This is a genomic window from Pseudomonas sp., assembly GCF_050739655.1.
In the GTDB taxonomy this organism is placed as follows: domain Bacteria; phylum Pseudomonadota; class Gammaproteobacteria; order Pseudomonadales; family Pseudomonadaceae; genus Aquipseudomonas.
In genome coordinates this window covers 1-14210 of sequence record NZ_JBOIBY010000022.1, presented here as the reverse complement: position 1 = coordinate 14210, position 14210 = coordinate 1, and the positions used below count along the sequence as shown (strand labels likewise).

Sequence of the window (14210 nt, the reverse complement as noted above, 5' to 3'; positions counted from 1 at the left end):
TGCTCAATACGCTGCGCAAGATCGTCCAGGAAGTTAACTCCGCCAAGGATCTCAAGGCGGCGTTGGGGATTATTGTGTTGCGCGTCAAAGAGGCCATGGGCAGCCAGGTCTGCTCGGTCTACCTGCTCGACCCCGAGACCAACCGTTTCGTGCTGATGGCCACCGAGGGCTTGAACAAGCGCTCGATTGGCAAGGTCAGCATGGCGCCCAATGAAGGTCTGGTCGGCCTGGTCGGCACGCGTGAAGAACCCCTGAACCTCGAAAACGCCGCGGATCACCCGCGCTATCGCTACTTCGCCGAAACCGGTGAGGAGCGTTTTGCCTCGTTCCTCGGGGCGCCGATCATTCACCACCGCCGCGTCGTCGGCGTGTTGGTCATCCAGCAAAAGGAACGCCGCCAGTTCGACGAAGGTGAAGAAGCCTTCCTCGTGACCATGAGCGCGCAACTCGCCGGCGTTATCGCCCACGCCGAGGCCACCGGTTCCATTCGTGGCCTGGGTCGCCAGGGCAAGGGCATCCAGGAAGCCAAGTTCATCGGCGTACCGGGTTCGCCGGGTGCGGCAGTCGGTACCGCCGTGGTCATGCTGCCACCAGCCGACCTGGACGTGGTGCCCGACAAGACCATCACCGACATCGACGCCGAGCTCGGGCTGTTCAAGACTGCCATCGAAGGCGTGCGCGCCGACATGCGCACGTTGTCGGCCAAGCTCGCCACGCAGCTGCGCCCGGAAGAGCGGGCGCTGTTCGACGTCTACCTGATGATGCTCGACGATGCCGCGCTGGGCAGTGAAGTCACCACCGTGATCAAGACCGGCCAGTGGGCCCAGGGTGCGTTGCGCCAGGTGGTCACCGATCACGTCAACCGTTTTGAATTGATGGACGATGCGTATCTGCGTGAGCGCGCTTCGGACGTCAAGGACCTGGGCCGGCGTCTGCTGGCCTATCTGCAGGAAGAGCGTCAGCAAACCCTGGTCTATCCCGACAACACCATTTTGGTCAGTGAAGAGCTGACGCCGGCGATGCTCGGCGAGGTTCCGGAAGACAAGCTGGTGGGTCTGGTGTCGGTACTGGGCTCGGGTAACTCCCACGTCGCGATTCTTGCCCGGGCCATGGGCATTCCGACGGTGATGGGCCTGGTCGACCTGCCGTATTCCAAGGTCGACGGCATCGGCATGATCGTCGACGGTCACCGTGGCGAGGTCTACACCAACCCCAGCGACGTGCTGCGCAAGCAGTTCGCCGAAGTGGTGGAAGAAGAGAAACAACTGGCCCTGGGCCTTGATGCGCTGCGTGATCTGCCGTGTGTCACGGTCGATGGCCACCGCATGCCGCTGTGGGTCAACACCGGCCTGCTCGCGGATGTGGCGCGGGCGCAGAAGCGTGGCGCCGAAGGCGTTGGTCTGTACCGCACCGAAGTGCCATTCATGATCAACCAGCGTTTCCCGAGCGAAAAGGAACAACTGGCGATCTACCGCGAGCAACTGGCCGCGTTCCATCCGCAACCGGTGACCATGCGTACGCTGGACATCGGCGGTGACAAGGCGCTGTCGTACTTCCCGATCAAGGAAGACAACCCGTTCCTCGGCTGGCGCGGCATCCGCGTCACCCTCGACCACCCGGAAATCTTCCTGGTACAGACCCGCGCCATGCTCAAGGCCAGCGAAGGCCTGAACAACCTGCGCATTCTGTTGCCGATGATCTCCGGCACCCATGAGCTGGAAGAAGCCCTGCACTTGATTCACCGGGCCTGGGGCGAGGTGCGCGACGAAGGCTGTGACGTACCGATGCCGCCTGTGGGCGTGATGATTGAGATTCCGGCGGCGGTGTACCAGACCAAAGAGCTGGCGCGGCAGGTGGACTTCCTCTCGGTCGGCTCCAACGACCTGACCCAGTACCTGCTGGCCGTGGACCGCAACAACCCGCGGGTGGCCGATCTTTATGACTACCTGCACCCGGCCGTGCTGCAAGCCCTGCAAACCGTTGTGCGCGATGCCCATGCCGAAGGCAAACCGGTGAGTATCTGCGGCGAAATGGCGGGTGATCCTGCGGCGGCGGTGCTGTTGATGGCGATGGGTTTCGACAGCCTGTCGATGAACGCCACCAACTTGCCGAAGGTGAAGTGGATGCTGCGTCAGATCAACCTGAGCAAGGCCAAGGAAATGCTGGCCGGGCTGATGACCATCGATAACCCGCAAGTGATCCACAGCTCGCTGCAATTGGCGCTGAAGAACCTTGGGTTGGCGCGGATGATCAATCCGGCTTCGGTCAAGACCGTCTGAGACTGTACCGGCCTCTTCGCGGGCAAGCCCGCTCCCACAGTGTCCAGTGGTACGGTTGATATTGCTACGTATCAAAGTGTGTACAGCCCCGTCCCTGACACAACAATCCTTCAATCCCCACCACTGACGACACACCGCAGATACACCCGCCTGATGAAATTTCTTCTGTCGCTAAACGGGCACCTCATCGCCCGCCATCCCTGACTTGCAGGAGTCCAATGTCCATGAGCACTTCGATTTCATCGGCCGTCAAAGGCTTGCACCTCAATCTTGACCGCGCCGGCAACTGGATCGCACCCTTGACCCTGCGGATCTTCCTCGCTTGGGAGTTTTTCGAGTCAGGCCTGGAAAAACTCAATGGCGAAAACTGGTTCGCCGATATCCAGGACCGCTTCCTGTTTCCGTTCAACCACTTGCCGGCCACGCTCAACTGGGAACTGTCGATGTGGGTGGAACTGATCTGCGCCCTCGCCTTGCTGGTCGGTCTGGCCACGCGTTTTTCGGCGATCAGCCTGATGGTGGTCACCGTTGTCGCGACTGCCGCCGTTCACTGGCCCGCCGACTGGTCGACCTTGAGCGATCTCGCCCAAGGCTATTCCATCACCAACAAAGGGTACGGCAACTTCAAACTGCCGCTGATTTACCTTGCCGCCCTCGTACCTTTGCTGTTGTCGGGGCCTGGCAAATTCAGCCTTGATGCAGTACTTGCCCGATACTTCTGGCGCCGTCATCAGCGCTGAACCCAAGGTTGCAGATCGGACACGAAAAAAGGGGACTTCCATGAAGTCCCCTTCTTTTTTACCCGCCGCTTATTCAGTCACGGGTTCCAGCGCTTCTTTCTCGATCAGTTTCGGATGAGCATTGCGCTCATGTACATGGGCGTGCGGTGTGCGGTCGATCAGCAGACTCAACAGTTCCGGCCGGCTGTAGTGACCGCTCGAATCCATCATGCGTTTGCGCTTGTCGATCAACCCCAGGTCGAGGTCGGCGATCACCTCGCCTTCGCCTTCGGTCAATGCGCCCAGGACCACACCATCCGGGCTGATGATTGCGGTGTAGCAACCACCGGAAATCGGACCGATCGGGCAACCGGTGTCAGCCATCACTTGCGCCTGTTGTTCCGGATTGAGCCATCCCGTGGCGTTGACCACAAAACACGCGGCTTCCAGCGCATGCTGGCGAATGCTGACTTCCATTTGCGAGGCGAACAGCGGGCCGGCGAACGAGCCGGGATACATCGCTGCGTGGATCTGTTCGCCATCGGCCATCAGGGCGTAACGGGCCAGCGGGTTGTAATGTTCCCAGCATGCCAGTTGGCCAATGCGCCCGACCGCACTGTCGGTGGCACGCAGACCGGAGCCATCACCCATGCCCCAGACCATGCGCTCGTGATAGGTCGGCGAAATTTTGCGCCGATGCTGGATCAGAGTGCCATCGGCATCGAACAGCAACTGTGCGTTGTACAGCGAGCCGCCGTCGCGCTCGTTAACGCCGATGGACACAACCATCCCGGCTTGCTTGGCCGCTGCACCAATGGCATCGGTGGCGTCCGAAGGCACGGTCACGGCCTGATCCAGCAACTTGAGATGCTCTGCACCCATTTGAAACGGTGCCTGAACGAAGGAGAAATACGGGTAGTAAGGCACGATGGTTTCGGGGAATACGGCGAACTGCACACCCTGCTCACCGAGTTCGAGGATCTTCTCGACGACTTTATTGACGGTACCTTCACGGCTGTAAAGAACGGGGCTGATTTGTACGGCGGCGGCTTTTACGAGGGTCATGGCGGTGATCTCGATGAGGGATTAGGCTTCAACGAGATAAAGATTACGATAATAATATTCAGACTCAAATGTCGTATACACCACCTTTTAGGACACGCATCAAATCAACTGCGATTGGCCCGCTGAATCACCTGGGGCGGCTGCCCGAACGCGCGGATGAACGCTCGACGCATACGCTCACGGTCGCCAAAGCCAGTGTCAGTCGCCACCACATCGATAGAGTGCCGACCGGTTTCCATCATCAACCTGGCGGACTCCACCCGCAGGCTCTCGATGGCTTTAGCCGGCGATTGACCGGTTTCGGCGTGAAACACTCGACTGAACTGCCGTGGACTGAGATTGGCGGCATTGGCCAACTCCTCTACCGATAGCACGGACTTGAGATTTTGCTTGGCGTAGGTCAGCGCCGCCTGGATGCGGTCGGTCTTGGGCTCAAGCTCCAGCATCACCGAAAACTGCGACTGTCCGCCGGCCCGGCGGTGATACACCACCAATTGCCGGGCTACGCGCCGTGCGACCTCGGCCCCCAGATCCATTTCCACCAGGGCCAATGCGAGATCGACGCAGGCACTCATGCCCGCCGCTGTCCAGATGTGTCCGTCGTTGATGAAAATCCGGTCCTCTTCGACCTTCACTTTTGGGTAAGTGCGCTGCAGCGACTGTGCATGACACCAGTGCGTGGTTGCCTTGCGCCCATCCAGCAAACCGGCCTCGGCCAGGGCGATGGCGCCCGTGCAAATCGAACCCAAACGCCGGGTGCCGTGACTGGCCCGGCGCAAAAACTCCACCATGCCCGAAGAAACCGGCCGGATCAGGTTATCGCCCATCACCAATAGCGTATCGAACGGACGCTGGTCGAACGCCGTCGTCTGCACCGCAAACCCCGCGGATGTGTGCACCAGCCCACCGGACTCGGACAGCAGTTCAATGTTGTACACCGGCTCGTCAGCGGCATTGTTGGCCAATTCGAACGTGGCGCACATGGCCAGGCCCAATACCTGGAAACCTTGATGAACAATGAGTCCTATGTCGTGCATAAGGGGGCGTCTCGTGTAAGCAGCGCTGGAACAATAGGCAAGCCAAGTTCAAAACATTTGGTTAAACGGGTCTATACATAACTTGTAACAACCGGCCACCCGAGGGTGAGGCCATGGACAACAACAAGGATTCAGGCGCCAACCTGGCTTTCTGGGTGCCGGGGGGCGCCCTCATTCTGAGCCTGGTGATATCAACATTCGCATTGACCCGCGAGCCATTCCTTGAGCCACGACCCATTGGTGCACAGTTCCAGGCTCAACTGCCAATCGAGGCACGGTTATGGCAAGACCCGTTTGATGCGCTGGAGAGGTATCGCAAGCGGCTCAAAGAGTCTAATAACAAAAACTCCGATGAAGTGTGCAGCAAAGATCTCGTCGCGGTAGAGGGTGAAGAGAAAGCGCCCGATATCATGGTGGCACTGGTTGAAGGCGGTCCCTACGCCGATGAAGTCGAACGGCGTCGGCGCATTCGTTATGCCCTGCTGGCCGGTTTCAAAAACTCCCAGCGGGTTCCGGACCAGGAGCAGTTCATACACTGCCTGCAACTCCCTGCCGACCTGTCGGTTGAAAGCTCGCAGACCAGGCAGTTCGTGGACATACCTTATGAAATATTTGTGTCCAACCCACTCAATCCACCGCCAGCACTGAAAGACTTACAACCACCGCCAGATAGAACAATCCTGTTCTGGCTCAAGCAGGACTCGCTCGGCGACAGGCCACTCCAGCAACTGGAGCAATTTCGCGAAGTTCTCAAACATCGGATTGGAACCGCCTGCACATCACATACATGCCTGGACCAACCTGACAAGACGACCCTGAAAGTCATTGGACCGGCGACTTCAACCGTGCTGCGCGACATGTATCAGGAAGCCGCGCTTGGAAAGGCTACCGCTAACGTCGAAATCTACTCTCCACTGGCTACCGCCGATAATGAAACACTGACGAAGAACTTAAAGGTCCCGGAAAGGAACCCGAATCAGGATCAAGAGGAACCCATCTACAAACAACCCATGAAACTGCTGCGCACCGTCAGCGACGACGGCACCATGACTCACCTGTTGCTCGACGAATTGAAGCTGCGCAAGGTAGATCCCGCCGCGAGCATTCGCTGCGACGAAGGCAACCTGCGCGGGGCCGAGACGCCCTGCAACGGCCGTCGCTGGGCGAAGGCAGACCGCATTGCGTTGATCTCCGAATGGGACAGCTTCTACAGCCGTGCCCTGATCGAAAGCTTCAAGGCGCAGGTGGCCCAGGACGCTCGCCTGGGAAATGACGAAAAAAACACAGCAGCCGTGGTCGACCAGTGGGTTCTGCGCTTCAGCTACCTGCGGGGCCTGGACGGCCGCCTTCCGGACGAGTCCGCCAGCAGCGATAAGCCCTCCAGTTCCGATACCGGCAAGAACAGCAAGGCCCCTGCACAACTGGACCTCAGCCCTTTGGAGAAATCCGACGGCAACTCGCAACTCGATTATCTGCGGCGCCTGGCCGACCACATTGCAAACGAGGACGAAGCCTATCGACGGGACGGTGTCAGCGGGATTGGCGCCATCGGGGTATTGGGCGTCGATAGCTACGACAAGCTGCTGGTGTTGCAGGCCCTCAAGGCCCGCATGCCGTACAAGTTGTATTTTTCCACTGATCTTGACGCGCGAATGTTGCAACGGGGCCAGGCAGAAACGACGCGCAACCTGATCCTCGCCGCGCCCTACGGGCTGGCCCTGACACGCGCCCTGCAACAGGACATCCCGCCGTTTCGCGACAGCCTGCAAAGTGCAGTGTTTATCTCGGTTTTGGCCGCGTTGGCGCCTCAATCTTTCGATGCCAAGCGAGCAAAGTTCGACTATTCCAAATCCGAGCTGCTGTCGCCGGGGATCTATGAAGTCGGGATCAGCGGATTCATTCCGCTGGCGAGCAAACTGACGCAATCTCGCCCACAGAGTTGCGCGGCACCTACGCAATCGGAATCGAATCGAGGCATCCGCCCTCACGACCTGATGGCGCTGCGATGCCTGCAGGACCCGTCGCCACCGCCCTACCCCGAGCCAACCGACGCCATTCGTGAATCTTTCAAGCAATCCCAGTCGTTCTTCTGGGCCGGGCCGCTGACCTTCGTGCTTTTACTGCTGGCTGCTTTCCTGGTCTGGTGGTGGGTCGAAGGTTCGCAATCGGTCAACGACCCGCCATTGGCGTGGGTCAGGGGCGTACCCATGGCGTTGTATATGGCCGCGGCGGCCTGCGCGTTGATCGGTATGCGCTATTGGCATGCCGAATTCCTCTGGGGCAGTTTCGCTTTGATCGTGCTGGGCATCATCACCTCCAAACTGACGCGCCGTTCCCTACAGCCACTGGCCAATCATGCCCCCGTCGTGGCCGGACCCGGGATGTTCGACTCCACGGCGTGGTACCTGTTGGTGCCGCTGGTGGTGTTCGTCCTCGCCCTGATGCTGGCCTATCAAATGCGTAGCACCTTGACCGACAACGGGCTCGGTGAACCGATGTTCCTGTTCGAAGGCATCAGCGCCTGGCCAACCGCCGCGTTGCGCCTGCTGGCGGTCCTCATCTGTATCACGGCGTTGGCTTGGGGTCAGCGCAACCTGCGCCTCAACCGAATCGAGATCGAAACGGCGTACCACCTGCGTCCCCACATACAGAAATATCGGATGAGTCTGTTGGCACAAATCCCCAGCTTTGCCCGGGGCAAGAAAGACAAATCGTGGCGCCAGTGGTGCAAAGAGCTGGGGCAGTGTCTGTTTCTCATTCTTTTTCCACTGACCACCACCAGTGGCGAGTGGTCGAAGTCAAAATCCTTGCTGATGGAAACCAGCACCGACGGACGCCCGGTCATGTCCGTTGCGCGCTTCTGGGGCGAGCACTGTGTATGCGGCTCATTTGGCGCAAGAATGCTGCGTGCCGTGCTCGCCACCTGGATCTTCCTGGTCGCCACCAGCGTGCTTTATGTCATCTGGCCAATTTCAGGCATACCCGTTCGCGGCGAATCGCCGATCTGGCTGATCAGTTGGCTGCTTCCGACCCTTGCATTCCAGGTACTGGTGTTCTGGGTGGTGGACGCCAACCTGTTGCTGACGCGGTTCATCCGGCACCTGAGCAGCCGCTACGCGATCTGGCCGGTAAGGCTGCAAGCCGAGCACGAGAAAATTTTCGGCATTGGCAAACATCCTTGCATCGATGACTGGGTAGACATGCTGCTGATTGCCAAGCGTACTTCGGCCGTCAATCGTCTCGTATATGCACCCACCGTCGTCATGCTGATCCTGATTGCTTCGCGCAGCAGCGTATTCGATAACTGGCCAACGCCGCCCGGCATGGTCATCTCGTTCGCGCTGACCGCCCTGCTGTTACTCACCTCGGCGCTGTCACTGCGCCGCGCAGCAGAGAAAGCCCGGGGATCGGCCTTGCAGCGAATCGATGCCTACCTGTTGGCCAAACCCGCCACAGCCGAGGGATACGACAAATTCAAGATGATCCGCGAACGCATTGCGACGCTTAACACCGGTTCCTTCTCGCGCTACTCCGAAGAGCCGCTGGTGCGGGCATTGCTGTTGTCACTCACCGGTATCGGCGGTTCGGCAATTGTCGATGCGTTGAATTTTGCGAAGTTTTGATAACGGTTGGCATGGAGCATCAAATGAACTATTCACTGCTGATCTGGTTTTCTTTGATATCTGCCTCGCTGGCCCAGGCTGAGGACGCACTGGAAAAAATCCACATCGACCCGAGCCAGGATCTGAGCTCGCAATTGCATTTAGAGATGTATAACTGGTGCCTGCCAAGTTAACAGCGACTACTTCGCATCCCCGCCCTGGGGTTTATAGAACTTGAACAGGCCGATGTTCGCCGTGTTGGTGTACTTCTTGGCCCAATCCGGTTTCACCGTACGATCGTGAAAATACAGTGCGCCTTCGGTGCGATCCGGTAGCTGTTTGTTCAGCGCCTTGCGCGCGATCTCCTTGGCCATCGCGTAAGGGGTCTCTTCCTGGACCGAGTCGGAGCGACCGTCACACCACCAGGAGAACTGGCAACTCTTGGTTTCCGAACCCTGCTTGACCACACCGCACACCGTATCGGGAAAGCCCTCATGGCCAAGACGGTTCATCACCACGTTGGCCACCGCCTCCATGTCGGCCGCGTCCTTGCCTTTGGCCTCCCAGTAGATCGATCGGGCCATGCAGGTGATCGCATCGTCCAGCGGTGCCTTGCCTGCCGGATCCACCGCCTGCACTTCGGGCTGGGTAATGGCCTCAGACTTCGGCACGGGCGCGGGGCTGCTGCTTTGCGCTGCCTTCTGTTCCAGGACCTCTGCCTTGTCTTCGGCGACTTTTTGTTTTTGTTCTTGATCGGTGGCCAACGCCGGGCCGGCGAGCAGAGTCAGGGCAAGGCAGGTTGCTATCCAGTTGCGACGCATGGTCGGATAACTCGGTGGGCAGTGTGGGTTCAGTGTAGTAGTAAAATGATTGCACACCCCTTCGCACAATCTGGAAAAATGCATTGCTTTTCAGGGGGCAACTTCGCGCATGATGGATGCAGTCAGTTCAAGGGGGATTTCCATGGGTTTTCTATCATCGGCCAAGCGCCTTGCCGGGTTGTCATTGGGCCTGTTGCTCACCGCCAACGCCATGGCGACTGAAGAGTCGCAATTGATCGAATCGATCAACGTCTATCGCAGCCAGTTGCAGCGTTGCGCCGGCAATGTCTCCTCCGAACTGCCGCCGCTGTCGGCCGATCCACGATTGGCGCTGTCGGGCGCCAACGTCAGCAATCTGCAGCAGGCCATGGCCACGGCGGGTTACCCGATGAAGAACGTGCAGGCCATCACCCTGTCCGGGCCGCGGGATGCGGCAGCGGCGATGAAAGCGATACAGGAGAGTTTTTGCCAGATCGTGCTCGACCCGCAATTCGTCGATGTCGGCGTCAGCCGCCAGGACAACCAATGGCGCATCGTCGTGGCAAGGCCACTGTTGAGCGCACGCTTGGGCGACTGGCAGGCCGAAGGCCAGAAGTTGCTCGCCGAACTCAACGCAGCCCGAAGCAAACCCCGCCAATGCGGCAGCCAGTCGTTCAACGCAACCACGCCGCTGGCCTGGAACGCCATCCTGGGCGCAGCCGCCGAAACCCACGCCCGCGACATGGCCAACAACAACTTCTTCGATCACCAGGACCGCGATGGCCGCACCCCCGGAGACCGCGCAGAACTGGCCGGCTACAACTACCAACAGATCGGCGAAAACATCGCCGCCGGACAAGACAGCGTGCGCAATGTTGTCGACGGCTGGCTGAAAAGTTCGGGCCACTGCGCCAACCTGATGAACCCGCAGTACACCGAAATAGGCGCGGCGTATGCGACTGATCCGAAGAGCGATGCGGGGATTTATTGGACGGTGATGTTTGGGGCGCAGTAAGGCGCGCAGGCGGAAATAAACGCTTCATAGACCCCATCGATCACCCAGTCACTAATAGTGATTGGACGCTTATCAACGCTGCCCTTAGCCTGCACTCATCAAACAGGCGAGGATGTCATGTCAGAACGGGTCTTGATCGATGGGTTCTCCCGGCGCGTGGACTATCTGCGGATGTCGCTCACTGACCGCTGCGATTTTCGATGCGTGTATTGCATGGCCGAGGACATGCAGTTTCTGCCGCGCCAGCGGGTGCTGACGCTGGAAGAGATTTATCAGCTGGCCGAAAGCTTTATCGCGCTGGGCACCCGCAAGATTCGCCTGACCGGTGGCGAGCCGTTGATTCGTCCGGGGGTGGTGCAACTGTGCGAAAAAATCGCGGCCCTGCCCGGCCTGCGTGAACTGTGCATGACCACCAACGGCTCGCAGTTGGCCAAGCTTGCGCAGCCGCTGTTCGAGGCCGGGGTCAAGCGCCTCAACATCAGCCTTGATTGCCTGGACCCGCAACGCTTTCGCGAACTGACCCGCACCGGGGATCTGGCGCAGGTGATCAAGGGTATCGATGCCGCTAACCAGGCGGGATTTCGCAACACCAAGCTCAATTGCGTGGTGATGAAGGGCCGCAACGATCATGAGATCAATGATCTGGTGAGCTTCGCCATCGACCGCAACCTGGATATTTCCTTCATTGAAGAAATGCCCTTGGGCACCATCGATGAACACAGCCGCGCCGAATCGTTTTTCTCCAGCGCCCAGGTCCGCGATCGAATCGCCGAACGCTACACTTTGATCGATAGCGCCGAGTCGACCCAAGGCCCGTCGCGTTACTGGCGCCTGGCCGAAGCTCCGCAAATTCGCCTGGGGTTCATTTCGCCCCACAGCCACAACTTTTGCGGCACCTGCAATCGGGTGCGTTTGACTGTAGAAGGTAGGCTGTTGCTGTGCTTGGGCAATGAGCACTCAGTGGATCTGAAGGCCGTGTTGCGCAGTCATCCAGGTCAGCCTGAACGTCTGGAAACAGCCATCATCGAGGCCATGCAGCTCAAGCCTTATCGACACAATTTTGAAGTGAACGACGACGTCCAGGTGATTCGTTTCATGAACATGACCGGCGGCTGAAACCCATGATCGTTCGACCCAAGCCCAATCTGATCGGCATCCTCACGTCGCTCAAGGGTTCGATCGCCAAGCGCATCGCCCTGCGCGCCCTGATGGTAACGGTGCTCGCCTCGGTCATCGTCCTGATTGAAACCTCGCACCCGAGTTACTTTTCCAAGTTCAGTGCAACACCGTTCACGCTGTTGGGTTTGTCGTTATCGATCTTCATGAGTTTTCGCAACAACGCCTGTTATGACCGCTGGTATGAAGCGCGAAAAGCGTGGGGCGATGTGATCGTCGAGATCCGCTCGATGATTCGCGAAACCGTGATCATCAAGGACGCGGCTGAACGGCAGACAATCCTCAGTAACCTGTGCGGTTTTGCCCATGCGCTAAACGCGCGGCTGCGCAAGGAAAATGAACTGGCGGCCAGTAGCGATTGGCTGAAACCGATGCCCTCAGCTAACACACTGGACATCAGCGGGCAGATTTTGCTGCAGGTAGGCCAGCAGTGCTCGGCACTCAATGAGTCCGGCACCATCAGCGAATGGCGCTACACGCTGATGGCCAATCACCTCACCGCTCTGACCCGCTCCCAGGCGATCTGCGAACGCATCAAAAACACCCCGCTGCCGTTTCCCTACACCTTGTTGCTGCACCGCACCATCTACCTGTTCTGCATCCTGTTGCCATTCGCCATGGCCGAACCCCTGGGCTGGCTGACGCCGATTTTCACTGCGATTGTCAGCTACACCTTTTTCGGCCTGGATGCGATTGCCGATGAACTGGAAGACCCCTTCGGGCGCGACGAACACGCCCTTCCCACCGACGCCATCGTGCGCAGCATTGAACGTGATGTCCTGGCTGCACTGGGTGTGACGGAGTTGCCGCCGTTGCTGGAGCCGGTGGATTTTGTGTTGAGCTGATCAAAAAACTGCGGTGGATGTGCCGGCCTCTTCGCGGGCAAGCCTCGCTCCCACAGGTTTTTGCTTGCACCTTAGAAGGGGGCCGGGCACTCGAATCGCAGGCGCTCGCCGGTCTGGGGATGAGTGAAGCTGAGCATGCTGGCGTGCAGGCACAGGCGCGGCCATGCCGCCAACGCTTGTTCATGGGCGTACAACCCGTCACCCAGCAGCGGGTGACCGATGGACAGCATGTGCACGCGCAACTGGTGCGAACGGCCAGTGATCGGGGTTAGCTCAACGCGGCACCAGTCGCCGCAACGCTCCAGCACACGCCAGAAAGTCAGGGCGTTCTTGCCCAATTCATGGTCAACCACATGGCGAGGCTTGGTCGGCGGGTCGTAGCGCAACGGCAAGTCGATGCTGCCGCTGTCGAGCTCCGGTTGACCCCAGCACAGGGCGGTATAGGCCTTTTCGGTTTCGCGGTCGTGAAATTGCCGGGACAGTTCACGGTGCGTATCGGGATCGCGGGCCAGCAGGATGATGCCGGAGGTTTCCCAATCCAGGCGATGGACGATTCGCGCTTCCGGGTAACCGTTTTCTTGCAGACGGGTTATCAGGCAGTCCTTGTTGTCATCGGCCCGGCCGGGGACGGAGAGCAGCAAGGTCGGTTTGTTCACCACCAGTACGGCGGCGTCCTGATGGATGATGTGGACGTTGGACAACGGCATTAAAACAGCCTCGTAACAAACGCCAACGGCGGCTCAGAACCCCCAGTGCCCAATGTAGGAGCTGCCGTGGCTCCAGCCGGATCGACTCAGCGATCTGGCAGGGTGATATTGAGTTCCAGAATCGAGCAGCTGCCCTGGCTTTCCAGTGCGACGTGCACGTCATCGGACCCGATATTGACGTACTTGCGAATCACCTCGACCAGTTCCTTCTGCAAGGCTGGCAGGTAGTCCGGGGTACTGCGTTGGCCGCGTTCGTGCGCCACGATGATCTGTAGACGCTCTTTCGCTACCGACGCGGTGCTTTGCTTTTTGTTGGCACGAAAGAAGTCAAAAAGGTTCATTGCTTAGTTGCCTCCAAACAGGCGCTCGAAGAATCCCTTCTTCTGTACATCGAGGAATCGATGCTCCACGGTTTTGCCCAGCAGGCGGTCAACGGTATCGCTGTAGGCCTGGCCGGCATCGCTCTGGTCGTCGAGAATCACCGGAACGCCCTGGTTGGATGCCTTGAGCACCGCCTGGGATTCAGGGATTACGCCGAGCAGGGCGACCGAGAGGATTTCCTTGACGTCTTCCACGCCAAGCATTTCACCTTTGCTCACACGCTCCGGGTGGTAACGGGTAATCAGCAAGTGTTCCTTGATCGGGTCTTCACCGCGTTCGGCACGACGGGACTTGCTGGCCAGCAGGCCGAGCATGCGGTCCGAGTCACGAACGGATGAGACTTCCGGGTTGGTCACGACGATCGCTTCATCAGCGAAGTACATGGCCAGGTGGGCGCCTTTTTCGATGCCTGCCGGTGAGTCGCAAACTACGAACTCGAAGTCTTCCTTGAGTTGCATCAGGACTTTTTCCACGCCTTCGACGGTCAGCGCGTCTTTGTCGCGGGTCTGGCTGGCGGCCAGCACGTAGAGGTTTTCCAGGCGCTTGTCTTTGATCAGGGCCTGTTGCAGGTTGGCTTCGCCGTT

General features: G+C 59.1%; 13 protein-coding genes. 7 read left to right on the top strand and 6 right to left on the bottom strand.

The genetic code is table 11. The features are described from left to right. Both ptsP and ACRESJ_RS01095 read left to right on the top strand, forming a co-directional pair. Positions 1-2279 (top strand): phosphoenolpyruvate--protein phosphotransferase (gene ptsP / locus ACRESJ_RS01100; protein WP_431756228.1); only part of this gene is annotated, 2279 nt, incomplete at its 5' end. 224 nt (positions 2280-2503) lie between these two features. Next, positions 2504-3019: an HvfX family Cu-binding RiPP maturation protein gene (locus tag ACRESJ_RS01095; protein WP_431756227.1), complete on the top strand. Its 516-nt coding sequence runs from the start codon at positions 2504-2506 to the stop codon at positions 3017-3019. Between the two features lie 69 nt (positions 3020-3088). Here ACRESJ_RS01095 and ACRESJ_RS01090 read toward each other — a convergent pair whose 3' ends face one another. Together ACRESJ_RS01090 and ACRESJ_RS01085 are read right to left on the bottom strand one after the other, a co-directional pair. Then, a complete protein-coding gene (locus ACRESJ_RS01090) occupies positions 3089-4063 on the bottom strand; it encodes a Nit6803 family nitrilase (protein ID WP_431756226.1) in 975 nt (324 codons plus the stop codon). A 104-nt stretch (positions 4064-4167) separates the two neighbouring features. Continuing rightward, the gene (locus ACRESJ_RS01085) at positions 4168-5100 is read right to left on the bottom strand and encodes a GlxA family transcriptional regulator (protein WP_431756225.1); all 933 of its coding nucleotides are present in this window, start codon (positions 5098-5100) and stop codon (positions 4168-4170) included. A gap of 113 nt (positions 5101-5213) precedes the next feature. Between ACRESJ_RS01085 and ACRESJ_RS01080 the strand changes: the two genes are divergently transcribed. Together ACRESJ_RS01080 and ACRESJ_RS01075 are read left to right on the top strand one after the other, a co-directional pair. Beyond that, positions 5214-8723, top strand: coding sequence for a hypothetical protein (locus ACRESJ_RS01080; protein WP_431756224.1), 3510 nt, complete (start codon positions 5214-5216; stop codon positions 8721-8723). 23 nt (positions 8724-8746) lie between these two features. Continuing rightward, a complete protein-coding gene (locus ACRESJ_RS01075) occupies positions 8747-8896 on the top strand; it encodes a hypothetical protein (RefSeq protein ID WP_431756223.1) in 150 nt (49 codons plus the stop codon). Between the two features lie 6 nt (positions 8897-8902). Here the strand turns inward: ACRESJ_RS01075 and ACRESJ_RS01070 are convergent, their stop codons facing one another. After that, positions 8903-9523: a cell wall hydrolase gene (locus ACRESJ_RS01070; protein ID WP_431756222.1), complete on the bottom strand. Its 621-nt coding sequence runs from the start codon at positions 9521-9523 to the stop codon at positions 8903-8905. 142 nt (positions 9524-9665) lie between these two features. Between ACRESJ_RS01070 and ACRESJ_RS01065 the strand changes: the two genes are divergently transcribed. From ACRESJ_RS01065 to ACRESJ_RS01055, 3 genes are all read left to right on the top strand, one after another. Next, positions 9666-10517 (top strand): CAP domain-containing protein, encoded by an 852-nt coding sequence (locus tag ACRESJ_RS01065; protein WP_431756221.1) that lies wholly within the window; start codon positions 9666-9668, stop codon positions 10515-10517. 117 nt (positions 10518-10634) lie between these two features. Further along, a complete protein-coding gene (gene moaA / locus ACRESJ_RS01060; RefSeq protein ID WP_431756220.1) occupies positions 10635-11633 on the top strand; it encodes a GTP 3',8-cyclase MoaA in 999 nt (332 codons plus the stop codon). Positions 11634-11638: 5 nt separating this feature from the next. Further along, on the top strand, positions 11639-12538 hold the full coding sequence (locus tag ACRESJ_RS01055; RefSeq protein WP_431756219.1) for a bestrophin family protein: 900 nt from the start codon (positions 11639-11641) through the stop codon (positions 12536-12538). A 71-nt stretch (positions 12539-12609) separates the two neighbouring features. On the opposite strand, the gene ACRESJ_RS01050 is transcribed toward ACRESJ_RS01055, so the two are convergent. The 3 genes from ACRESJ_RS01050 to minD all read right to left on the bottom strand — a co-directional run. Continuing rightward, positions 12610-13245 (bottom strand): RluA family pseudouridine synthase, encoded by a 636-nt coding sequence (locus ACRESJ_RS01050; protein WP_431756218.1) that lies wholly within the window; start codon positions 13243-13245, stop codon positions 12610-12612. Between the two features lie 86 nt (positions 13246-13331). Further along, positions 13332-13586 carry a cell division topological specificity factor MinE gene (gene minE, locus ACRESJ_RS01045; RefSeq protein ID WP_007974947.1) on the bottom strand — a complete coding sequence of 85 codons (255 nt, stop codon included), beginning with the start codon at positions 13584-13586 and terminating at the stop codon, positions 13332-13334. Between the two features lie 3 nt (positions 13587-13589). After that, positions 13590-14210 (bottom strand): septum site-determining protein MinD (gene minD / locus ACRESJ_RS01040; RefSeq protein WP_431756217.1); only part of this gene is annotated, 621 nt, incomplete at its 5' end.